At 71.5% G+C, this 22,305-nt stretch carries 18 protein-coding genes; 16 read left to right on the top strand and 2 right to left on the bottom strand.

Annotated features, from left to right (window positions below):
• The 6 genes from EAO75_RS31735 to EAO75_RS31710 form a co-directional block, all read left to right on the top strand.
• A partial coding sequence (locus tag EAO75_RS31735) for a carbohydrate ABC transporter permease (protein WP_147998694.1) occupies positions 1 to 355 on the top strand: 355 nt, incomplete at its 5' end.
• Entirely contained in the window at positions 352 to 1,260 is a 909-nt protein-coding gene (locus EAO75_RS31730) for a carbohydrate ABC transporter permease (protein ID WP_147998591.1), read from the top strand. The genes EAO75_RS31735 and EAO75_RS31730, both read left to right, overlap by 4 nt.
• 29 nt (positions 1,261 to 1,289) lie before the next feature.
• Positions 1,290 to 2,546: a glycoside hydrolase 5 family protein gene (locus EAO75_RS31725; protein ID WP_147998590.1), complete on the top strand. Its 1,257-nt coding sequence runs from the start codon at positions 1,290 to 1,292 to the stop codon at positions 2,544 to 2,546.
• Complete coding sequence (locus tag EAO75_RS31720) at positions 2,543 to 4,546, top strand: endo-beta-N-acetylglucosaminidase (RefSeq protein ID WP_147998589.1); 2,004 nt, start codon at positions 2,543 to 2,545, stop codon at positions 4,544 to 4,546. The genes EAO75_RS31725 and EAO75_RS31720 overlap by 4 nt, the downstream gene beginning before the upstream one ends.
• Before the next feature lie 33 nt (positions 4,547 to 4,579).
• On the top strand, positions 4,580 to 7,603 hold the full coding sequence (locus tag EAO75_RS31715; RefSeq protein WP_147998588.1) for an alpha-mannosidase: 3,024 nt from the start codon (positions 4,580 to 4,582) through the stop codon (positions 7,601 to 7,603).
• A 91-nt stretch (positions 7,604 to 7,694) separates the two neighbouring features.
• The gene (locus EAO75_RS31710) at positions 7,695 to 8,510 is read left to right on the top strand and encodes an N-acetylmuramoyl-L-alanine amidase (RefSeq protein ID WP_147998587.1); all 816 of its coding nucleotides are present in this window, start codon (positions 7,695 to 7,697) and stop codon (positions 8,508 to 8,510) included.
• 70 nt (positions 8,511 to 8,580) lie between these two features.
• Here the strand turns inward: EAO75_RS31710 and EAO75_RS31705 are convergent, their stop codons facing one another.
• Positions 8,581 to 9,282, bottom strand: a complete 702-nt coding sequence (locus EAO75_RS31705; protein WP_147998586.1) for a FadR/GntR family transcriptional regulator — start codon at positions 9,280 to 9,282, stop codon at positions 8,581 to 8,583.
• A gap of 164 nt (positions 9,283 to 9,446) precedes the next feature.
• Between EAO75_RS31705 and EAO75_RS31700 the strand changes: the two genes are divergently transcribed.
• The 8 genes from EAO75_RS31700 (at position 9,447) to EAO75_RS31665 (ending at position 17,315) form a co-directional block, all read left to right on the top strand.
• Positions 9,447 to 10,520, top strand: a complete 1,074-nt coding sequence (locus tag EAO75_RS31700; RefSeq protein WP_147998585.1) for a sugar ABC transporter substrate-binding protein — start codon at positions 9,447 to 9,449, stop codon at positions 10,518 to 10,520.
• Positions 10,517 to 12,019 carry a sugar ABC transporter ATP-binding protein gene (locus tag EAO75_RS31695; RefSeq protein WP_147998584.1) on the top strand — a complete coding sequence of 501 codons (1,503 nt, stop codon included), beginning with the start codon at positions 10,517 to 10,519 and terminating at the stop codon, positions 12,017 to 12,019. The genes EAO75_RS31700 and EAO75_RS31695 overlap by 4 nt, the downstream gene beginning before the upstream one ends.
• Positions 12,012 to 13,037 carry an ABC transporter permease gene (locus tag EAO75_RS31690; RefSeq protein WP_147998583.1) on the top strand — a complete coding sequence of 342 codons (1,026 nt, stop codon included), beginning with the start codon at positions 12,012 to 12,014 and terminating at the stop codon, positions 13,035 to 13,037. Before EAO75_RS31695 ends, EAO75_RS31690 begins: the two co-directional genes overlap by 8 nt.
• Positions 13,038 to 13,116: 79 nt before the next feature.
• Positions 13,117 to 14,478, top strand: a complete 1,362-nt coding sequence (locus tag EAO75_RS31685) for an L-fuconate dehydratase (RefSeq protein ID WP_147998582.1) — start codon at positions 13,117 to 13,119, stop codon at positions 14,476 to 14,478.
• A complete protein-coding gene (locus EAO75_RS31680; protein ID WP_147998581.1) occupies positions 14,475 to 15,230 on the top strand; it encodes an SDR family NAD(P)-dependent oxidoreductase in 756 nt (251 codons plus the stop codon). The genes EAO75_RS31685 and EAO75_RS31680 overlap by 4 nt, the downstream gene beginning before the upstream one ends.
• Entirely contained in the window at positions 15,227 to 16,174 is a 948-nt protein-coding gene (locus EAO75_RS31675; protein ID WP_147998580.1) for an aldo/keto reductase, read from the top strand. The genes EAO75_RS31680 and EAO75_RS31675 overlap by 4 nt, the downstream gene beginning before the upstream one ends.
• Entirely contained in the window at positions 16,171 to 16,485 is a 315-nt protein-coding gene (locus tag EAO75_RS31670) for an L-rhamnose mutarotase (protein ID WP_147998579.1), read from the top strand. The genes EAO75_RS31675 and EAO75_RS31670 overlap by 4 nt, the downstream gene beginning before the upstream one ends.
• Entirely contained in the window at positions 16,482 to 17,315 is an 834-nt protein-coding gene (locus EAO75_RS31665; protein WP_147998578.1) for an amidohydrolase family protein, read from the top strand. Before EAO75_RS31670 ends, EAO75_RS31665 begins: the two co-directional genes overlap by 4 nt.
• Here the strand turns inward: EAO75_RS31665 and EAO75_RS31660 are convergent.
• Complete coding sequence (locus tag EAO75_RS31660) at positions 17,303 to 18,724, bottom strand: lipase maturation factor family protein (RefSeq protein ID WP_147998577.1); 1,422 nt, start codon at positions 18,722 to 18,724, stop codon at positions 17,303 to 17,305. The genes EAO75_RS31665 and EAO75_RS31660 overlap by 13 nt on opposite strands.
• Positions 18,725 to 18,877: 153 nt before the next feature.
• Between EAO75_RS31660 and EAO75_RS31655 the strand changes: the two genes are divergently transcribed.
• Complete coding sequence (locus EAO75_RS31655; protein ID WP_147998576.1) at positions 18,878 to 20,086, top strand: DUF6777 domain-containing protein; 1,209 nt, start codon at positions 18,878 to 18,880, stop codon at positions 20,084 to 20,086.
• Positions 20,087 to 20,174: 88 nt separating this feature from the next.
• Positions 20,175 to 22,250 carry a SpoIIE family protein phosphatase gene (locus tag EAO75_RS31650; RefSeq protein ID WP_147998575.1) on the top strand — a complete coding sequence of 692 codons (2,076 nt, stop codon included), beginning with the start codon at positions 20,175 to 20,177 and terminating at the stop codon, positions 22,248 to 22,250.
• The last annotated feature ends 55 nt before the right edge of the window (positions 22,251 to 22,305 follow it).

Below are 22,305 nucleotides of genomic sequence, written 5' to 3'. Positions count from 1 at the left end.
GGCCGCGCTCGCCAACGTGCCCCGCGAACTGCACGAGGCGGCGGCCGTGGACGGAGCCGGATCGATCCGCCGCTTCCTCACGGTCACCGTGCCCGCCGTCCGCTCCACCATGGTCCTGGTCGGCGCGCTCTCCTCGGTCGCCGCCTTCAAGGTGTTCTCCGAGGTGTACCTGATGGCGGGCCCCAGCGGCGGCCCGGCGGGCGAGGACACCACCCTCGTCATGCTCGTCCAGCGCACCGGCACCGGCCTGACCGGCCGGGTCGGCTACGCCTCGGCCATCTCGGTCGTCGTGTTCGTCGTCACCGTCGCCCTGATGCTGCTCGTGCTGCGCGCCGACCGGAGGGACGAGTCATGAGCGTCATGGAGAAGGTACGGCCCACCGCCGAGAAGCCGGCCGTCACCCGCGAACCCCGGATCACCGACGAACACGGCCGCCGCGTCCGCGTCTGGGAACTCGCCCTGCGCTACCTGCTCCTGCTCGCGGTGCTGGCCCTCACCGTCGGCCCGTTCCTCTGGCAGCTGTCGACCTCGCTCAAGGGCCCCACCGAGGACATCTTCAGCTCCCCGCCGAAGTTCCTGCCCAGCGACCCCACCGCCCACAACTACCAGCGGGTCGCCGACACCATCCCCGTCTGGGACTACGCCCTCAACTCGCTGAAGGTCGCCACCGCCAACGTCGTCACCAACTGCGTCGGCGCGGCACTCGCGGGCTACGCGCTCGCCCGGCTGCGCTACCGGGGCCGCCGGGTCGCCACGCTCGCCTTCATCCTGGCGATGCTCGTGCCCGTGGAGGGCATCATCATCGCCCAGTTCACGACGATGCGGGAGCTCGGCCTCAACAACACGCTCATCGGCGTCGTCCTGCCCGGCTCCATCAGCGCCCTGAACGTCCTGCTGATGCGCAACGCCTTCCTCAACCTGCCGTACGAGATCGAGGAGGCGGCCTACGTCGACGGTGCCAACGTCTGGCAGCGGTTCCTGCGCATCGCGCTGCCGTCCGTCAAGGGCACCCTCGCCGTCGTCGCGATCTTCGCGTTCATGGGCGCCTGGGACGACTTCCTCTGGCCCCTGATCGTGCTGAGCGACCCGTCCAAGTTCACGCTGACCATCGGCCTCAACTATCTGCACGGCACCTTCGCCAACGACGAACGCCTCGTGGCCGCCGGCACGATCATCGCCGTCGCGCCGCTGATCGCCCTCTTCGCCTGTCTCCAGCGGTACTTCTTCCGCGGCGTCGGCGAGGGCGCGGTGAAGGGCTGAACCTCCCCCACTGAGTGCAAGGACACCGCATGCCTTCTGCCGTGCGCTTCGGCGTCAACTACACCCCGAGCGTCGGGTGGTTCCACCACTGGCTCGACTTCGACCTCGACTCCGTACGCGCCGACCTCGACTCCATCGCGGCGCTGGGCCTCGACCACGTGCGGGTCTTCCCGCTGTGGCCGTACTTCCAGCCGAACCGCACCCTGATCCGGGGGCGAGCCCTCGAGCAGCTGGTCCAGCTCGTCGACGCCGCCGCCGAGCGCGGTCTGGACGTCAATGTGGACGGCCTGCAGGGGCACTTGAGCAGCTTCGACTTCCTCCCGGCCTGGACCCGGACCTGGCACCGCCGCAACCTCTTCACCGACCCGGACGTCCTCGACGGCCAGGCCGCCTACCTGCGCACCCTCGCCGCCGCCCTCGCCGACCGGCCGAACTTCCTCGGCATGACCCTCGGCAACGAGGTCAACCAGTTCTCGGCGGGCCCGCACCCCGACCCCGACCGGGCCACCGAGGACGAGATCGACCACTGGCTCACGCGCATGCTCGCCGCCTGCGAGGAAGGCGCCCCGGGGCGGCTGCACCTGCACGCGGAGTACGACGCCACCTGGTACCAGGACGACCAGCCGTTCACGCCGGCCCAGGCCGCCCGGCACGGCGCCCTCACGGCCGTGCACTCCTGGGTCTTCAACGGCACCGCCCAGCGGCACGGCCGTACCTCCGTCCCGGCCGAGCACCACGCCGCCTATCTCGTCGAGCTGAGCAAGGCATGGGCCGACGACCCGCACCGCCCCGTCTGGCTCCAGGAGGTCGGCGCGCCCGCGCCCCTGGTCCCGCCCGAGCATGCCGCCGCCTTCACCGAGGCGACCGTCGCGAACGCCCTGGACTGCCCCGACCTGTGGGGCATCACCTGGTGGTGCTCCCACGACGTGTCCCGGGAACTGGCCGACTTCCCCGAACTCGAATACGGCCTCGGCCTGTTGACCAACGACCGTAAGCCCAAGGACGCGGCCCTGGTCCTGGCCCGCGCGGTGAGCGAACCGGCGCCCCTGCCCGCGCCCCGCACCACCGCCCTCGTCGTCCCGGCGGACCCTGCCGCCCGCTCGCTCTGCGCACCGGGCGGCCCCGTCTACGACGCCTTCTTCCGGCTGGTCGCCGACGGAGCCCGTCCGACCACCGTCCTGGACACCCGAGCCGCCGACGCCGGCCACCTCGCGGCGCGCGGCATCACCCAAGTCGTCACACCCGACCAGGTACTCCCCACCCCACAAGGAGGCACCCGCTCGTGAACCCCACCAGACGCACCGTCCTGATCGCCGGCGCCACGGCCGCGCTCCTGCCGTCGCTTCCGGCGACGGCAGCCCCCAAGCCCAAGGCCCCGGCGCTCCAGCCGTACGCCTCCTACTGGTACCCGGACTCCCTGCCGTCCGGCACCCCGGGCACCGGCATCACCTGGCGCAGCCTGAAGTCCTGGCGCCCCGCCGACGACGCGGACCTCGCCTTCAACGCGTCGAGCGTCCCGCTCGCCCCGCGCTTCACCCCAGCCCCGGTCAACGGCACCGCCCGCGCGGGCCAGGCCCGCATCCAGTCCCTGGTGTCCTTCGGGCCCACTGCGAGCAACCCCTCCCAGGGCTCGGCCACCGCCGACTACTACGCCCTAACGCACTGGGCGTACATCGACGAGCTGGTGTTCTGGGGAGGCTCCTCCGGCGAGGGGCTGATCCTCGCGCCGAACGCGCCGATCGTGGACGCCGCTCACCGCCACGGCGTGCCCGTCCTCGGCAACATCTTCCTGCCGCCCGTCGCCTACGGCGGGCAGTTGCAGTGGACGCGTGACCTGGTCCAGAAGGACGCGGCCGGGCGGTATCCGCTGGCCGAGCGGCTGGTCGCGGTCGCGGCGGCGTACGGCTTCGACGGGTGGTTCGTCAACGCCGAGACGAGCGGCGGGAACGCCGCCCTGGGCGCGGACATGCTGGGCTTCCTGCGCGAGTTGAAGACGCTCGCCAAGGCCAAGGGCCAGCGGGTCACCTGGTACGACTCCATGACCGTGAACGGAAGTGTGAGCTGGCAGGGGGCGCTCAACTCGCAGAACGAGGCGTTCTTCCAGGCCGCCGACGACATGTTCGTCGACTTCCGGTGGACGGCGGCCAAGCTGACCTCGTCCGGGCAGCGGGCCGGTCAACTCGGCCGCAGCCGCTACGAGTTGTGGGCGGGCGTCGACGTCGAGGCGAACGGCTGGAACTCGTCCGTGAACTGGGACGCATTCGTGCCGCGCGACAAGGCGCATGTCGTGTCGGTCGGCTTCTACCGGCCCGAGTGGACCCGCAACCACCTGCCGGCGGACGGCAGGACACCCGGGGACTTCCACGCCGCCGACGACCGGTTCTGGACCGGACGGTCACTGGATCCGTCGAAGCCGGACGGCACCGACAGCTGGCGGGCGCCGGCCGTCTCCGTCGCCGACCGGTCGACGGTCACCACGCTGCCGTTCGCGAGCGTGTTCAACACCGGGCACGGGCTCCGGTGGTACGAGGCCGGGCAGGTCACGTCGGACGCGCCCTGGAACCACCTGGGCCTGCAGGACCGGCTGCCCTCCCGCCGCTGGGTCGTGCACACGGACGGGCAACGGCCCACGGTGACCTTCGACTTCGCGGACGCGTGGCGCGGCGGGAGCAGTGTGCTCGTCGACGGGGCACTGGACCGGCCGGCGGTGCTGGACGTGTATGCGACACGGCTGCCGGTCACCGGTGACACGGTCGTCGAGCTGACCCACCGGACCGACGTGGGCGGCGTGCAGGTCGAACTGGCCGTCGCCACCGCCGACCCCACCACGCCGGGGGCCACACCGCCGTACAGCTACTTCCCCGTGAGCTCGACCGACGACTGGCAGACCTCGACCGTACGGCTCACCGGCCTGACCGGCACCGTGCACGCCATCGGTGTGCGGCTCACCGCCGGCGACGGGCCCGTGCAATGGCGGCTGGGCGGTATCGCGGTGCGGAACGCGACCGAGACGCCCGTCTCGCCCACCGCGCTGCGGATCACCGGTGCCGCCGGCGGAGACCTGCGCTTCGCCTGGAACCCGGCCCCCGGCGCCGTACGCCACCACACCCTCCACCGCCTCCTGGCCGACGGCACCCGGCGCTTCCTCGGCGCCACCTGCCAGAGCGCGTACTTCGTCGGCGGCCTGCGGCCCGAACAGGGCGAGCAGGAGGCACGGTTCGAACTGCGTGCCGTAGGGGAGCTCTACACCACGTCGGCCCCCGTGACCGTCACCCACCGCTGGTAACCCCCCGCCCGGACGACCTACGGAGCACCCCGCATGCATGACGACCGCAACCTGGTCGAAGCCCGCCTGAGGCGTGTCCTCGACGAGCGCATCCGCCCCGCCGTGTACCCCGAGTCCGTACCGCTGGACGTGGCGGTGTGGCACGCGCCCGGCGAGCCGGTGCCCGTCGCCGACGGACTCGCGGCCGAACCCGAGCCGATCGAGGTGGGCGCCCGCTGGGGTGCTCCGTGGGGCACCAGCTGGTTCCGGGTCACCGGGACCGTGCCCGAGACGTGGGCCGGCAGGACCGTCGAGGCCCTGCTGGACCTCGGCTTCGACGAGAACATGCCCGGCTTCCAGTGCGAGGGCCTCGTCTACCGGCCCGACGGCACTCCGGTGAAGGGCCTCAACCCGCGCAACCAGTGGGTGCGCATCGGCGCCCCCGTGGAGGGCGGCGAGGAGGTGCGGCTGCACATCGAGGCGGCCTCCAACCCCGTCATCCTCGATTACCACCCCTTCCTGCCCACACAGCTGGGTGACAAGGAGACCGCCGGCAGCGCACCCCAGTACACCCTGACCCGCATGGACCTCGCCGTCCTCGACGAGACCGTCTGGCAGCTGGTCATCGACCTGGAGGTGCTCGGCGAGCTGATGGCCGAGCTGCCGGTGGAGTCCGCGCGGCGCTGGGACATCCTGCGGGCGGTGGAGCGAGCGCTCGACGCGATCGACCTCCAGGACGTGAACGGCACGGCGGCGCGGGCCCGGCAACTGCTGGCCGACGTGCTCGCCGTCCCCGCCGTGCCGTCCGCCCACCGCATCAGCGCCGTCGGGCACGCGCACATCGACTCGGCGTGGCTGTGGCCGCTGCGCGAGACGGTGCGCAAGGTGGCCCGCACGACCTCCAACATGACCGCGCTCATCGAGGACGAACCCGACTTCGTCTTCGCCATGTCGCAGGCCCAGCAGTGGGCCTGGGTGAAGGAGCACCGGCCCGAGGTATGGGCGCGGGTGAAGAAGGCGGTGGCGGACGGGCGGTTCGTACCGGCCGGTGGCATGTGGGTGGAGTCGGACACCAACATGCCGGGCTCGGAGGCGATGGCCCGGCAGTTCGTGCACGGCAAGCGGTTCTTCCTCGACGAGTTCGGCGTCGAGAACGAGGAGGCCTGGCTGCCCGACACCTTCGGTTTCGCCGCCGGACTGCCGCAGATCATCAAGGCGGCGGGCTCCAAGTGGCTGCTCACGCAGAAGATCTCCTGGTCGCAGACGAACAAGTTCCCGCACCACACCTTCCAGTGGGAGGGCATCGACGGCACCCGGATCTTCACGCACTTCCCGCCCGTCGACACCTACAACTGCTCCATGAAGGGCAGCGAGATCGCCCACGCGGCCCGCAACTTCAAGGACAAGGGAGCGGCCCGGCACTCCCTCGCCCCCACCGGCTGGGGCGACGGAGGCGGCGGCACGACCCGCGAGATGATCGCCAAGGCGGCCCGGCTGCGTGACCTGGAGGGTTCGGCCACCGTCGGCTGGGAGACCCCGGAGGCGTTCTTCCGCAAGGCCGAGGCCGAGTACCCCGACGCCCCCGTCTGGGTCGGCGAGCTCTACCTCGAACTGCACCGCGCCACCCTCACCAGCCAGGCCAAGACCAAGCAGGGCAACCGCCGCAGCGAACACCTGCTGCGCGAGGCCGAGCTCTGGGCGGCGACGGCCGCCGTGCGTACCGGATTCCCTTACCCATACGAGGAGTTGGACCGGATCTGGAAGACGGTGCTGCTGCACCAGTTCCACGACATCCTGCCCGGCTCGTCCATCGCGTGGGTGCACCGTGAGGCCCGCGCCACGTACGACCGCCTCGCCGGCGAGCTGAACGCGATCATCGACGCGGCCCAGCGCGCCCTGGCGGGCGAGGGCACGACCGAGCTCGTCTTCAACGCCGCCCCGCACACCCGCGAGGGCGTACCGGCGGGCGGGGCACGCACCCCGGCGACCGAGGGCCGGACGGCACTCGCACCGCGCCCCGACGGCGGCTTCGTCCTCGACAACGGCCTGCTGCGGGTCGAGATCGACGCCCGGGGCCTCGTCGTATCGGCGTACGACATCGAGGGCGACCGCGAGACGATCGCGCCGGGCGGCGCCGCCGGCCTGCTTCAGCTCCACCCCGACTTCCCGAACATGTGGGACGCCTGGGACGTCGACGCGTTCTACCGCCACACGGTCACCGACCTGACCGACGTGGACGAGATCGCCCCCGGCGACGACGGGGCGTCGGTGCGGATCGCGCGGACCTTCGGTGACTCCCGCGTCACCCAGATCCTGTCCCTCGCGCCGGGGGAGCGGCGGCTGCTGCTCGACACGGAGGTCGACTGGCACGAGACGGAGAAGTTCCTGAAGCTGGCCTTCCCGCTCGACGTGCACGCGCAGCGGTACGCGTCGGAGACCCAGTTCGGGCACTTCCACCGGCCCACGCACACCAACACCAGCTGGGAGGCCGCCAAGTTCGAGGCCTGCAACCACCGCTTCGTCCAGGTGGCGGAGCCGGGCTGGGGCGCCGCCGTCGTCAACGACTCGACGTACGGCCACGACGTGACCCGGACCGTGCGCACCGACGGCGACCGCGGTACGACCACCACCGTCCGCGTCTCCCTGCTGCGCGCCCCGCGCTTCCCGGACCCGGAGACCGACCAGGGCGTCCACCGCTTCCAGCACGCCCTGGTGCCGGGCGCGGACATCGGGGACGCGGTGCGCGAGGGCTGGCGGATCAACCTGCCGGAGCGACGGATCACCGGTGCCGGGGAGGTGGCTCCGCTGGTGACCGTGGACCGGGACGCCGTCGTGATCACGGCCGTGAAGCTGGCCGACGACGGCAGCGGGGACGTGGTGGTGCGCCTCCACGAGGCCCACGGCGGCCGGGTACGGGCCACGCTGACAGCGGACTTCGAGGTCACGGGCGTGACGGCGACGGATCTGCTGGAGCGTGCGCTGCCCGAGCCACTGTCGTACGACGGCCCGCGCGTCGCGCTTCGGCTGCGGCCCTTCGAACTGGTGACGGTACGGCTGCGGCGGGCCGGGGTCCACTGACGGCGAACAACGGCGCGCCGTCATGAAGCGGACGGCAACTGGCCCCACAATCAAGGAGGTTGGCGTTACTTTTCGCGCCTTGGAGGCACGTATGAAGCTTGTCACGCGAGGCCGGCTCGGCTGGCCCGCATCCGCCGCACCCACGCAGACTTCGACCAAGGGCGTGAAGGTCCACTACGAAGGCACCACGGTCAGCGCCGAACTCCTCGACGACCACGACCTCTGCATCGCCGAGTGGAAGTCGATCAGGAAGTCACATCTGGCGAACGAGCAGGAGAACTACTCGGACATCGCCTACAACTACGGCGCCTGTCCGCACGGTTACCTCCTGGAGGGCCGTGGCCTCGGCAAACGCACCGGGGCCAACGGCAACCAGGAACTCAACCGCGCCCACTACGCCATCGTCGGCCTGGTCGGCGACAAGGGGCTCACCAAGCCGACGGACGCGATGCTGGATGCGATCCGCGACGGCATCGAGCTGCTGCGCCGCCACGGGGCCGGCAAGGAGATCAAGGGGCACCGGGACGGCTTCGCCACGGCGTGCCCGGGCAAGCACCTGTACGCATGGGTGGAGAAGGGCGCCCCGCGTCCCGGTGGTTCGACGCCCGATCCCGCACCGGGACCGGTGGTCGATGTGTCGAAGGTGGTCGCCGCGGCCCTGCACGACCCGGCCAAGGCGGGCACGCCCGTGTCGTACGCGGGCGTCAAGACCGTGGAGAAGGCCCTCGTCGCGGAGGGCCTCCTCGAATCGAAGTTCGCCGACGGCCACTTCGGCACGACGACCGTCAAGGCGTACGCCGCCTGGCAGCGCCGCTGCGGATTCACGGGCGACGACGCCAACGGCATTCCCGGCCAGGCGTCACTGGAGAAACTCGGCCGGGAGCACGGCTTCACCGTGAAGCCGTAGAGCGGTCATGTCCTGGGCCTTTGCCCACCCCCGCGGGGGTGGGCAAAGGCCTTCCGCGACTTGGCGCTGATCAGCCGCCGAGCTGCGCCCGCAGCCACTCCTCCACCTCGCCCACATGCGCCGCCCCCGCGGCCCGGGCCGCCTCCGGATCGCGGGCCACCAGGGCCCGGTGGATCGCGGCGTGCTCGCGGCGGGTACGGGCGAACGCGCCCTCCTCCTGGTAGCCGCGCCAGACGCGGGCGCGGAAGGTGCGGGAGGACAGGCCGTCCAGGATGGCCGCCATGGTGTCGTTGCCCGCGGCCGTCGCGATCTCGCGATGGAAGGCGAGGTCGTGGGCGAGGATCTCCTCGGGGTCGTCGGTGGCGTTCATCGCGGTCAAGTGCTTCTCGACCTCGGCCAGTTGGTCCGGGGTGATACGGGCCGCCGCCAGCGCGGTCGCCGTCGACTCCAGGATGCGGCGGACCTCCAGCAGCTCCACCAGCCGCGGGCCCCGGGACAGGTCGGCCACGACGCCGAAGGTCTCCAGGAGGTCGCCGGCCTCCAGCTGGGTGACGTAGATGCCGGAGCCGTGCCGGGCCTCCAGCACGCCGAGCACCGTCAGCGCGCGGATCGCCTCGCGCATCGAGCTGCGGGACATGCCCAGCTGGGCGGCAAGATCACGCTCGGTCGGCAGCCGCTCGCCCGGCTCCAGGCGACCCTCGGCGATCAACGCCTTGATCTGCTCGATGGCGCGCTGTGTCACGGTGCCCTTCTGCGGGGCTGTCTCGTCCACGCCATTCCTCCACTCACCGGGTGCGCCGCAGTCTAACCGCCAAGGTGGTCGGACCACTACGGCCGGAATCCGTGAAAATCTGCCGCTGGAGGGTGTTCCTCCGGGGGAGTGGTCTGATAAGTATGCGGGCATCTGCTCGAAGACGCTCAACGAGGAGCCACCAGATGCCCGGCAGGACAGTGGGGAAGCGGAACAGGTTTCGGATGGTTTCGGTGGTCGCCGCGGCGGCGGGTGTCTCGCTCGCGCTCGCCGCGTGCGGCAGCACCAAGGACACCGGCGGCTCCGGCAGTGCCGGAGGCGGTGGGACCGGCAAGGTCGGGGTGATCCTGCCCCTGCTGACCTCGCCGTTCTGGCAGTCGTACAACGACTACGTGCCGAAGATGGCCGACTCCGAAGGCGTCGACGCCCTCAAGACGGTCAACTCCAACAGCGACCCCTCCCAGCAGATCACCGACATCAACAACCAGCTCAACCAGGGTGTCAAGGGCCTGGTCGTCGCCCCGCTGGACAGTGCGGCCATCGAGGCCGGCCTCGACCAGGCCGAGCGCAAGGGCGTGCCGGTCGTCGCCGTCGACGTGGCGCCCGACAAGGGCAAGGTCGCGATGGTGGTGCGCGCCGACAACGTGGCGTACGGCGAGAAGGCCTGCGACTACCTCGGCAAGAACATCACCAGCGGCAAGGTCGTGCAGATCATGGGCGACCTCGCCTCGGTCAACGGCCGCGACCGCTCCGAGGCCTTCCGGGCCTGCGTGAAGAAGAACTTCCCCAAGCTGAAGGTCCTGGAGATACCGGCCAAGTGGGAGTCCGACACCGCGGCCTCCAAGCTCGACACCCTCCTGAACGCCAACCCCGACATCAAGGGCATCTACATGCAGGCCGGCGGCGTCTACCTCGCGCCGACCCTGCAGACCCTGAAGTCCAAGGGGATGCTGAAGAAGGCCGGGGAGGCCGGGCACATCGCCATCGTCTCCAACGACGGCATCCCGCAGGAGTACGACGCGATCCGCAAGGGCGAGATCGACGCGACCGTCTCCCAGCCCGCCGACCTGTACGCCAAGTACGGCATGTACTACATCAAGGCGGCAATGGAGGGGAAGACGTTCCAGCCGGGCCCGACGGACCACGACTCCACGATCGTCAAGCTCCCCAGCGGCATCCTGGAGGACCAGCTGCCCGCCCCGCTGGTCACCAAGGACAACGTCGACGACCCCAAGCTCTGGGGCAACACGGTCAAATGACGACGCCACTCGCCCAGGCGCGGGACATCGTCAAGCGCTACGGCCCCACCACCGCCCTCGCCGACGGACGGCTCACCGTCCTGCCCGGCGAATCGCACGCCCTCGTCGGCCGCAACGGCGCCGGCAAGTCGACCCTGGTCCAGATCCTCACCGGACTCCAGGCCGCCGACGAGGGCGAGGTCCGCTTCGACGGCGAGCCCGCGCCCCCGCTGGCCGACCGGGACGCCTGGCGCCGCAAGGTGGCCTGCGTCTACCAGAAGCCCACCGTCGTCCCCGAGCTGACGGTCGCCGAGAACCTGTACATCAACCGGCAGCCGCTCAACCGCGGCTTCATCAGCTGGCGCAAGCTGCGCTCCGAGGCCGCCGAACTCCTCGCCACCTGGGACGTCCACGTCGACCCCGAGGCCCGCACCGCCGACCTCAAGGTCGAGGACCGCCAAATGGTGGAGATCGCGAGGGCGCTCAGCTTCGGCGCCCGCTTCATCATCCTCGACGAGCCGACCGCCCAGCTCGACAAGCGCGAGATCGAGCGGCTGTTCACCCGCATGCGGGCGCTCCAGGACTCCGGCGTCACGTTCCTGTTCATCTCCCACCACCTCCAGGAGGTGTACGAGGTCTGCCAGACCGTCACGGTCCTGCGCGACGCCCGCTGGATCACCACGGCGCCGGTCGCCGAACTCCCGCGCCGGGCGCTGGTGGAGGCCATGGCGGGGGAGTCGCTGGAGGCCATCGCCGAACAGGCCGTGGACCCCAGGGACGTCGACCACGACGCCCCGGTCCTGCTCGACGCCCGCGGACTCACCTCGCCGGCGTACCAGGACATCGATCTCACCGTCCGGCGCGGCGAGGTCGTCGGGCTCGCCGGGATCAGCGGCAGCGGCAAGGTGGAGCTCGCCGAGTCCTTCGCGGGCCTGCACGCGCCGACGAGCGGAATCGCCCAACTGGACGGTGAGCGGCTGCCGTTCGGGGATGTGCGGGCCGCCCTCGAGGCGGGCGTCGCCTGTGTGCCCCGTGACCGGCACGACCAGGGCCTCGTCGCCGGCATGACCATCGGCGACAACGCCACCATGAGCGTCCTGGACCGGCTCGGCCGCTTCGGGTTCGTCGGCGCCGAACGCAAGCGCGGCTTCGCCACCGCCCTCATCGAGCGCCTCGACATCCACACCGAGGGCCCCGACCAGCCCGTCTCCGACCTGTCCGGCGGCAACGCGCAGAAGGTCGTCATGGCCCGCGCCCTCGCCTCCGACCCGCGGCTGCTGGTGCTGATCAACCCCACCGCCGGCGYCGACGTGAAGTCCAAGGAGTCCCTGCTGGCCCGCGTGGACAGCGCCCGCGAGGACGGCATCGCGGTGCTCGTCGTCTCCGACGAACTCGACGACCTGCGTCGCTGCGACCGCGTCCTCGTCCTGTTCCACGGCCGTGTCGTCGCCGAGCACCCGGCGGGCTGGCGCGACCACGAGCTGATCGCCTCCATCGAAGGAGTGGACCACCATGGCTGACACCAAGGCCCCACCGGCCCTGCCCGTGAAGGTGCCGGACGCCCGTGCCGCCAGGACGGTCCTGCTCCGTCGAGCCCGCGAACTCGCCCTGGTCCCGGCCCTGTTGCTCCTCTTGGTGCTCGGTGCGGTCGTCAACGACTCGTTCCTCACCGAGCGCAACCTGATCTCGATCCTCGGTGCCTCCGCCGCGCTCGCGATGGTCGTGCTGGCCGAGTCGCTGGTCCTGATCACCGGCAAGTTCGACCTGTCCCTCGAATCGGTCGTCGGCATCGCGCCCGCCGTCGGGGCGCTGCTCGTACTGCCCGCCGCCCAGTCCGGCTGGGGCACCGAACTGCCCGCCGTCCTCTCCCTGTCGGCGGTCCTCGTGGCCGGCGCGGCCGTGGGCGCCTTCAACGGCATCCTCGTCGTGAAGTTCAAGCTCAACGCGTTCATCGTGACGCTGGCGATGCTGATCGTCCTGCGCGGACTGCTGGTCGGCGCGACCAAGGGCAAGACCCTGTTCGGGATGCCCGACAGCTTCTACTCCCTCGCCACCACGACCTTCATCAGCATCCCCATGTCGGTGTGGCTCGCGGCGGCCGCCTTCGCGATCACCGGGTTCGTGCTGAAGTACCACCGCATCGGACGCGCCCTGTACGCCATCGGCGGCAACGCGGATGCCGCCCGCGCGGCCGGCATCCGGGTCGAGCGCGTCATGCTCGGCGTGTTCGTCGTCGCGGGCACCCTCGCGGCCGTCGGCGGGATCATCCAGACCGGCTATGTCGGCGCGATCAGCGCCAACCAGGGCAACAACATGATCTTCACGGTGTTCGCGGCCGCGGTGATCGGCGGTATCAGCCTGGATGGCGGCAAGGGCACCATGTTCGGCGCCCTGACCGGCGTACTCCTTCTGGGCGTCGTCCAGAACCTCCTCACCCTCGCCCAGGTCCCTTCCTTCTGGATCCAGGCCATCTACGGCGGAATCATCCTGATCGCCCTCATGATCGCCCGCGTGACCACGGGCCGGGCCCAGGACTGATCGGGCGTCTCCCAGCCGCCCGACCGCGCGCCTCGCCGGCGAGGCGCGCGCCTTCCCGCCACCGACCGAAAGGCCCTCTGTGTCCCCGACCTCCGGCACCCCCGGCGCTCGCGTCCGCGTCACCGCGCTCGACACCTACGACATCCGTTTCCCCACCTCGCGCGAGCTCGACGGCTCCGACGCGATGAACCCGGACCCGGACTACTCGGCCGCCTACGTCGTGCTGCGCACCGACGGGGCCGACGGGCACGAGGGGCACGGATTCACCTTCACCATCGGGCGGGGCAACGAGATCCAGGTCGCCGCGATCGAGGCGCTGCGCGGCCATGTCGTGGGCCGGTCCGTCGACGAGCTGTGCGCCGACCCGGGGACCCTCAACCGCGACCTGATCGGCGACAGCCAGCTGCGCTGGCTCGGCCCCGAGAAGGGCGTGATGCACATGGCGATCGGCGCGGTCATGAACGCCGTGTGGGACCTGGCCGCCAAACGCGCCGACAAGCCGCTGTGGCGGCTGCTCGCCGACGCCGACCCGGAGTGGATCGTCCGCCAGATCGACTTCCGGTACCTCACCGACGCGCTCACCCCCGAGGAAGCGCTGGCGATCCTGCGCCGGGGCCGGGAGGGCACGGACGAACGCACGGCCCGGCTGCTGGAGCGCGGCTACCCGGCCTACACCACCTCCGCCGGCTGGCTCGGCTACGACGACGACAAGCTCACGCGGCTCGCCGCCGAGGCCGTCGCCGACGGCTTCCGGCAGATCAAGCTGAAGGTCGGCGCCGACCTGGAGGACGACGTACGGCGCTGCCGCGTCGCCCGCTCGGTCGTCGGGCCGGACATCCGCATGGCGATCGACGCCAACCAGCGCTGGGACGTGACCGAGGCCATCCGCTGGACCAAGGCCCTCGCGGAGTTCGACCCGTACTGGATCGAGGAGCCCACCAGCCCCGACGACGTCCTCGGCCACGCCGCGATCCGCGAGGCGGTCGCCCCGGTGAAGGTCGCCACCGGCGAGCACGTCCAGAACCGGGTCGTCTTCAAGCAACTCCTCCAGGCCGGAGCCCTCGACGTCGTCCAGATCGACGCGGCCCGCGTAGGCGGAGTCAACGAGAACCTCGCCATCCTGCTGCTCGCCGCCAAGTTCGGCGTCCCGGTCTGCCCGCACGCGGGCGGCGTCGGCCTGTGCGAACTCGTCCAGCACCTGTCGATGTTCGACTACGTGTCGGTCACCGGCACCACCGAGGACCGCGTCATCGAGTACGTCGACCATCTCCACGACCACTTCCTCGACCCGGTGGTCATCAGGGAAGGTCACTACACGGCACCCACCGCGCCGGGCTTCTCCGCCGCCATGCGGCCCGAGTCGATCGAGCGCTACACGTTCCCGGACGGCGCCTTCTGGGCCGCCGACCTCCAGACGCAGAAGAAGGGGCACGCGGCATGAGCGACTTCGACGGTCTCAAGGCGCTGGTGACGGGAGGCGCCTCCGGCATCGGCCGGGCCACGGCCGAACTGCTCGCCGCGCGCGGTGCCCAGGTCGCCGTACTGGACCTGGACCCGTCCTCGGTCGACAAGCCGCTGCTCGCCTTCCGCGCCGACGTCACCGACGACACCTCCGTACGCGAGGCCGTGGCCGCCGCCGTGGCCGACCTCGGCGGACTGGACGTGGTGGTCAACAACGCCGGCATCGGCGCCCAGGGCACCGTCGAGGACAACGACGACGCCGAGTGGCACCGGGTCATGGACGTCAATGTCGTCGGCATGGTCCGGGTGGCCCGCGCAGCCCTGCCCCACCTGCGCCGCTCCTCGCACGCGGCGATCGTGAACACCTGCTCCATCGCCGCCACGGCCGGACTCCCGCAGCGGGCGCTGTACAGCGCGACCAAGGGCGCCGTGTACTCGCTCACCCTCGCCATGGCCGCCGACCACGTCCGTGAGGGCATCCGCGTCAACTGCGTCAACCCCGGCACGGTGGACACCCCCTGGGTCGGCCGCCTCCTCGACGCCGCGGCCGACCCGGGCGCCGAACGCGCCGCGCTGGAGGCCCGCCAGCCCACCGGCCGTCTCGTCTCGGCCGCCGAAGTCGCGGGCGCCGTCGCCTACCTGGCGAGCCCGCTCTCCGGCGCCACCACCGGAACCGCCCTCGCCGTCGACGGCGGCATGCAGGGCCTGCGCCTGCGACCGGTGGGCCGGTGAGCCTCCCCCGGGGACTCGGCTTCGGAGCCGCTGTCATCGGCAACCTCTACACCGAGGTCACCGACGAGCAGGCGCACGAGACGGTGTCCGCCGCCTGGCAGCGCGGCATCCGCTACTACGACACCGCACCCCACTACGGCCTCGGACTGTCCGAACGCCGCCTCGGCGCGGCCCTGCGCGAGCACCCGCGCGAGGAGTACACGGTCTCCACCAAGGTGGGCCGCCGTCTGGAACCACAGGCCGGCGGCGGCGGCGACCTGGGACACGGCTTCGCCGTCCCCGCCACGCACCGCCGCGTCTGGGACTTCACCGCGGACGGCGTACGACGCACCCTGGACGCCAGTTTGGAACGGCTCGGCATCGACCGCGTCGACATCGTCTACCTCCACGACCCCGACGACCACGCCGAGCAGGCCTTCCGGGAGGGCTACCCGGCCCTGGAGAAGCTCCGCTCGGAGGGGGTGGTCGGCGCGATCGGCGCCGGCATGAACCAGGCGGAGATGCTCACCCGCTTCGTCCGCGACACGGACGTCGACGTGGTGCTGTGTGCGGGCCGCTACACGCTGCTCGACCAGAGCGCGCTCACGGAACTGCTGCCCGCCGCCGTGGAGCGAGGCGTTTCCGTGGTGATCGGCGGCGCCTTCAACTCGGGTCTGCTCGCGGATCCCAAGCCGGGGGCGACGTACAACTACGCCGAGGCACCCCCTGAGTTGCTGGACAGGGCCCTGCGCATGAAGGAGATCGCGCGGCGTCACGGCATCACCTTGCGAGCCGCCGCGCTGGCCTTCTGCATGGCCCACCCGGCGGTGGCGAGCGTCCTGGTCGGCGCCCGCTCGGCCGATGAAGTCCACGACTGCGTCGATCAGTTCGCCGCACCGGTCCCCGCCGCCTTCTGGCAGGAGCTGCGGGACACCGGACTCCTGGTCGCCGAGGAGCCGCGATGAGAGTCGCCCTGCACACCAAGGTCCGCGCGGACCGTGTCGCCGCGTACGAGGCCGCTCACCGGGAGGTGCCGGTCGAGCTCACGGACGCGATCCGCGCCGCCGGCGCCACCTCCTGGACGATCTGGCGCAGCGGCACCGACCTCTTCCACGTCCTGGAGTGCGAGGACTACGGCCGACTGCTCGCCGAACTGGAGAAGCTGCCGGTCAACGTGGCCTGGCAGGCCCGCATGGCCGAGCTTCTCGACGTCGTGCACGACTACTCCGACGGGGGCGCGGACGCCGGCCTGCCCGTCGTCTGGGAGCTGCCGTGACGATCGTCGACGCCCACCACCACGTCTGGGACCTGTCCGTACGGGACCAGGACTGGATCACCGGTCCCGGACTCCAGCCGCTGAGAAGGAACTTCTCGGTCGACGACCTCGCCCCCGAGGCGGGGGCGGCCGGAGTCGGTCGTACCGTGCTCGTCCAGACGGTCACGGTCGCCGAGGAGACCCCCGAGTTCCTGGCCCTTGCCGCCGAGCACGAACTGATCGCGGGCGTCGTCGGCTGGACCGACCTCACCCGCCCGGACGTCGCCGAGGAGCTGGCCCGGCTGCGGGAGCTGCCCGGCGGGCGGTATCTCAAGGGCATCCGCCACCAGGTCCAGGGCGAGCGCGACCCGCAGTGGCTGCTGCGCGCGGACGTACGGCGCGCACTGGCCGCCGTCGCCGATGCCGGGCTGGTCTACGACCTGGTCGTACTGCCGCACCAGCTGCCCGCCTGCGCCCAGGCGGCGGCCGGCCTGCCCGGACTCACCTTCGTCCTGGACCACTTGGGCAAGCCGCCGATCGCCTCCGGGGGCCGCGAACCCTGGGCGTCCGACCTCCGGGCCCTCGCCGCCCTCCCCAACACCGTCTGCAAGCTCTCCGGCATGGTCACCGAGGCCGACCCGGCGACCTGGACGCCCGACGACCTGCGTCCGTACGCCGAGGTGGCCCTGGACGCCTTCGGGCCGGACCGGTTGATGTTCGGTTCGGACTGGCCGGTGTGCACGCTCGCGGCCTCGTACGAGCAAGTGCTCGCTGTGGCACAGGAGTTGACCGCACCGGCCGAGCGCACGCAGATCTTCGAAACCACCGCCACCCGCGTCTACGACCTCTGAGCCACCCCCGCCACCCGCGTCGGCGGCAGATACTCCCGCACATACGTCCGCTGCCAGCACGCGCCCGTCTCCCGCAGCTCCCGCCAGGTCGTGTACCGGTAGCGGAAGAGGCGGGCGCGGACATAGCGCGGCGGCTCGTCGGGCGGGAAGGGCGAGCGGCGCAGCAGCTTCAGCGTGTCGCGGTCGTTCTCCAGGAGCCGCTTCACCAGGGCGCCGAACCACGACCCGGCGTAGGCGGGCGACAGCGCCGCGAACCACATCAGCCAGTCCAGCCGCAGATGGTACGGCGCGAACTGCCGAGGCCAGCGCCGGGGATCGCCGGGCTTGCCCTTGAACTCGTACTCCCGCCAGTCCGAGTCCTCACGCGGCATGTCGTCGGCGGTGCCCTCGATCACCACCTCGTAGCGGATCCTGCTCACGCTGCCGAACGCTCCGTAGGTGTTGACCAGGTGGAGCGGGTCGAAGGAGCGGTTCATGATCTGACGGCGGGAGATCATGTTCGCGACCGGGTGGTAGCTGAGGAACAGCAGCAGCGCGGCGACCGTCAGGACCACGACCTCGTACCACAGCGGCGCGTCCGGCAGCGACGGCGGATCGCTCGGGAGGCCCAGCGCCGACAGGGCCAGCACGATGGTGATCCAGTTCAGCCAGGAGAAGTTGCCCGACAGGACCAGCCACAGCTGGGTGACGATCATCAGGGCGGCGGCGCCCGTCGCGACCGGCTGCGGGGTGAAGAGCAGGACGGGCACGACGAGTTGCGTGAAGTGGTTGGCGGCCACCTCGACCCGGTGCACAGGCTTCGGCAGATGGTGGAAGAACCAGCTCAGCGGGCCCGGCATCGGCTGGGTCTCGTGATGGTGGTCCAGACAGGTCAGCTTGCGCCAGCAGGCGTCGCCGCGCATCTTGATCAGGCCCGCCCCGAACTCGACGCGGAACAGGATCCAGCGCAGCAGGAACAGCACCACGATCGGCGGCGCCACCTCGTCGTTGCCCAGCAGGACGGCGAGGAAGCCGACCTCCAGCAGCAGGGACTCCCAGCCGAACGAGTACCAGGTCTGGCCCACGTTCACGATCGACAGATACAGCGCCCACGGGACCAGCCACAGCAGCATGGCGCCCCACAGGGGCACCACCGAGTCCAGCCCGGCCAGCAGCGCCGCCGACACCGCGCAACCGGACCAGGCGCACAGGGCGAAGAACCGGTCCGAGTAGTGGAGTTGGAACAGGCTCGGCGCGGCCCTGAAGCGCACCTGCGCGACGAAGCGCGGCACGGGCAGCATCCCGCGCTCGCCCATCAGCGCCCGGAACTGAAGGGCCGCCGTCAGGAACGCGACGAGGTACACGCCGGCCAGAGCCCGCTGGAAGACCAGCCGGCTCGTCCAGTAGTCCGGTGCGACGAACCAGTCCACGGCCGTACGCCTCCTTTCCTCATTGTCGCGCCCCCACGCGCCCGCGCCCCTTGCCCTGGGTGACTCTCCGTATACCACTTCTCCGCTTGCGTAACCCATGTGAGTGAAGCAGACAATGGTGACGAATTTCCTGACGACCGGCGGGAGGACGTGGTGCGGACACCCACCCGAACCATGGTCACGGCCTGCGCGCTCGCGGCGGCGCTCCTCGTCGCCGGGTGTGGCGGCGGCAGCGACGAGAGCACGGCATCGAGCGGGGAGGTCTTCCTCCAGCCCGCGGCCGACCAGGGTCCGGATCCCTTCACGGACTCCACGGCGACCGCCCCGGCCGTCGCCTCGCCCCTCGCCCGAACGCCGCAGCCGGCACAGTCGGCGCGGACCGGACCCCAGTTACTGTCGGGCGAGACGCCCGGCCTGTACGGCGGCACCCGCGGGGCCGGGAGCTGCGACATCCGGCGGCAGGTCGACGCGCTGGCCTCCGACCGGGCCAGGGGCCGCGTGTTCGCGCAGAGCGCGGGCGTCTCCCAGGCGTCGATACCCGGCTATCTGCGCGGGCTGACCTCGGTCGTGCTGCGGGCGGACACCCGGGTCACCAACCACGGGTTCCGCGACGGCATGGGCACCGGCTACCAGTCCGTCCTCCAGGCGGGCACCGCCGTCCTCGTCGACAACCACGGAGTGCCGCGTGTGCGCTGCGCCTGCGGCAACCCGCTCGCCCCGCCGGTCGGGACGCAGGCCCAGGCCGGTGTCAGGGGCCGGGCCTGGTCCGGGTACCGGCCCGCCCGGGTGGTCGTGGTGGCGCCGGCGACCCAGGTGATCAACGACATCACGATCATCAACGTCGTCGACAACACCTGGATCGAGCGGCCGGTCGGCCATCGGGGCCACGACCACGACCATGTCGTACCGCCGGCGAAGCCGGTGCCGCCGCCCCGGGTGCCGCACCCGCACGACAGCCCCTCCGGCGACCTGCCCGGACAGGACAGCGCGACGCCCACCCACGAGAGCGCGCCCCCGTCGGGCGAGAGCGCCTCCCCGTCGGGCGAAGGCACCTCCCCGTCCGGTGAGAGCGCCTCCCCGCAGAAGCCGCCGGCCGACTGCGTGACCCCGCACGTCACCGTCACCCCCGGGGCCACGGACGACATGCGGGCCAGGGCCCCGTCGGACCCCCGGTCCACGGACTGCCCCACGGCCACCGCCACGGCGCCGCCCCCGCAGACCTCCCCGGGCTCCTCGCAGGAGGTCGGCCCCGAGGCCGTCCCGGACAGCCCGGACGCGCCCGACGGCGATGGGCTGATCCCGGACGACCCGGGCGCCACCGACAGCATCTTCGGCAGCCCCACCGACGTCTTCGACGGCTGACCGACGCCGGGGCGCGGTCCGTACGGTGAGCGAGGACGGTTCCGTCGCCCCAGYCGAAGAATCCGGCAAATCCTGGCAAGGTGGCCCCATGGTTGATCGGGGAGCGAGCGCCCTGTCACTCCCGGACGACTGGCCCGCCCACCCGGACCCGATCCTGGCGCTCAATCGCATGGGCACGTTCGACTGGGACCTGGACAACGGTGTGTTCCACATGGATGCCCAGGCCCACGAGGTCTTCGACCTGCGCCCCGACGAATACGACGGCAACCCCATGACCCTGGCGATCCGGGTGCCGCGGCCGGAGGGCTACCGGCTGGACGGCCTGGTCTCCCAGGCCATGAAGGACGGCAGCGAGAACTACGGCGCCTATTTCCGCATCCGCTGCCGCGACGGCACCCTGCGCTGGACCCACACCCAGGGCTACATCCGCCGTGACGAGACCGGCCGTCCCCGGCGCATCGTCGGCGTCGTCCGGGACGCCACCGACGAGCTCGCCGAACGCGAGGAGCGGCGCGAGCAGGCGGACGAGGACGAGGCCCGCCGCCAGCAGACCAGCGTCGTCCAGCTGACCACGGCCGCCCTTGCCCACGCCCGCACCATCCAGGACGTCATCGACATCCTCAAGGACACCCACGGCCTGACCCACCTCGGCGCCACCAGCCTCGTCATGGGCCTGGTCGAGGCCGGCCGCATCCGGCTGGTCGCCGAGGGCCCCTCCGGCAGCTTCGTACCCGGCACCCTGGTCACCCGGATAGACGAGCAGTACCCCATGAGCGAGGTCGTACGGACCCTCAGCCCGCGGTTCATCGAGTCGCCCGAGGAGTTCGCGGACAGCTACCCGGTCCTCTGGCCGCACATCACCGACCTGCACATCACATCCGCCGCCTACATGCCGCTGATAGCCCAGGCCAGGCCCATCGGCGCGATAGGCCTGCTCTACAACGACCGGCACGGCTTCTCCGCCGAGGACCGCAACGTGCTCCTCGCCCTCGGCAGCAGCATCGCCCAGAGCCTTCAGCGGGCCATGTTCTACGAGCAGGAGAAGGACCTCGCCACCGGCCTCCAGCAGGCCATGCTGCCCCGCACCATCCCCAGCGTGCCCGGCGCCGATGTCGCCGTGCGCTACCGCTCCGCCTCCCTCGGCCGGGACATCGGCGGCGACTGGTACGACCTGATCCCGCTGCCGGGCGGCCGGGTCGGCGCCGTCATCGGCGACGTCCAGGGCCACGACACCCATGCCGCCGCCGTCATGGGCCAGCTCCGCATCGTCCTGCGCGCCTACGCCGCCGAGGGGCACACCCCGGCCACGGTGATGGCCCGCGCCTCGGTGTTCCTGCACGAACTGGACACCGACCGCTTCGCTACGTGCCTGTACGCCGAGGCCGACCTGTCCACCGGCGTCATGCAGGTGGTGCGGGCCGGCCATATCGACCCGCTGGTCCGTGAGCCCGGTGGCGCCTGCCGACGGGTCTCCGTCGAGGGCGGGCTGCCGCTCGGCCTGTCCGCGGAGTTCGGGCAGCTCGAGTACCCCGTCGGCACGATCGAGCTGGACTCCGACCACACCCTGCTGCTGTGCACCGACGGCCTGGTCGAACAGCCCGGCGCCGACCTGGACGACGGCATGCAGACCCTCACCGCGCTCATCGCCTCCGGCCCGGACGACGTCCGTGACCTCGCCGACCGCCTCATCGACGTGGCCGAGGAACGCGGCGGCGACGACGACGTGGCCCTGCTCCTGATGCGCCGCCGTGTCCTGGACGCCCCGCAGGCCGGCGGCCGGCTCCAGCAGCACGTCGCGCCCGGCGACCCCGAGGCCCTCACCGCGGCCCGGCACATGATCCGCGCCGCCGTGCGCGCCTGGGGCGCCGCCGACCGCGCCGACGAGATCGAACTGGTCGCCGACGAGCTGATCACCAACGCCCTGATGCACACCGAGGGCTCCGCCGTGGTGACCCTGCGGGTCCTCGCCGGCTCCGAACGCCGGCTGCGTGTCGAGGTCGAGGACTCCTCCAGCGCCCTGCCGCGCCGCCGTGACGCGGGGGAGTCGGGCGTCTCCGGCCGCGGTCTGCTCCTGGTCGACCTGCTCACGGACGTGTGGGGCGTGGAGGCGCGGGGCGGCGGCAAGGCCGTGTGGTGCGAGTTCGTCGTGCCGGAGCGGCCCTGACCGCCGTACCCGACGCGGCGCGTCCGCGGACCCACCCGGCACTGTCGGCGCCGGA

It is taken from the genome of Streptomyces sp. UW30 (assembly GCF_008042075.1).
In the GTDB taxonomy this organism is placed as follows: Bacteria; Actinomycetota; Actinomycetes; order Streptomycetales; family Streptomycetaceae; genus Streptomyces.
The sequence above is the reverse complement of the archived record's forward strand: the minus strand, read 5'-3'. Positions and strand labels throughout refer to the sequence as shown.

Coding starts and splice junctions, on each gene's coding strand:
- EAO75_RS31730 (WP_147998591.1), top strand. CDS start 352: ATGAGCGTCATGGAGAAGGTACGGCCCACCGCCGAGAAGCCGGCCGTC.
- EAO75_RS31725 (WP_147998590.1), top strand. CDS start 1,290: ATGCCTTCTGCCGTGCGCTTCGGCGTCAACTACACCCCGAGCGTCGGG.
- EAO75_RS31715 (WP_147998588.1), top strand. CDS start 4,580: ATGCATGACGACCGCAACCTGGTCGAAGCCCGCCTGAGGCGTGTCCTC.
- EAO75_RS31710 (WP_147998587.1), top strand. CDS start 7,695: ATGAAGCTTGTCACGCGAGGCCGGCTCGGCTGGCCCGCATCCGCCGCA.
- EAO75_RS31700 (WP_147998585.1), top strand. CDS start 9,447: ATGCCCGGCAGGACAGTGGGGAAGCGGAACAGGTTTCGGATGGTTTCG.
- EAO75_RS31690 (WP_147998583.1), top strand. CDS start 12,012: ATGGCTGACACCAAGGCCCCACCGGCCCTGCCCGTGAAGGTGCCGGAC.
- EAO75_RS31680 (WP_147998581.1), top strand. CDS start 14,475: ATGAGCGACTTCGACGGTCTCAAGGCGCTGGTGACGGGAGGCGCCTCC.
- EAO75_RS31670 (WP_147998579.1), top strand. CDS start 16,171: ATGAGAGTCGCCCTGCACACCAAGGTCCGCGCGGACCGTGTCGCCGCG.
- EAO75_RS31650 (WP_147998575.1), top strand. CDS start 20,175: ATGGTTGATCGGGGAGCGAGCGCCCTGTCACTCCCGGACGACTGGCCC.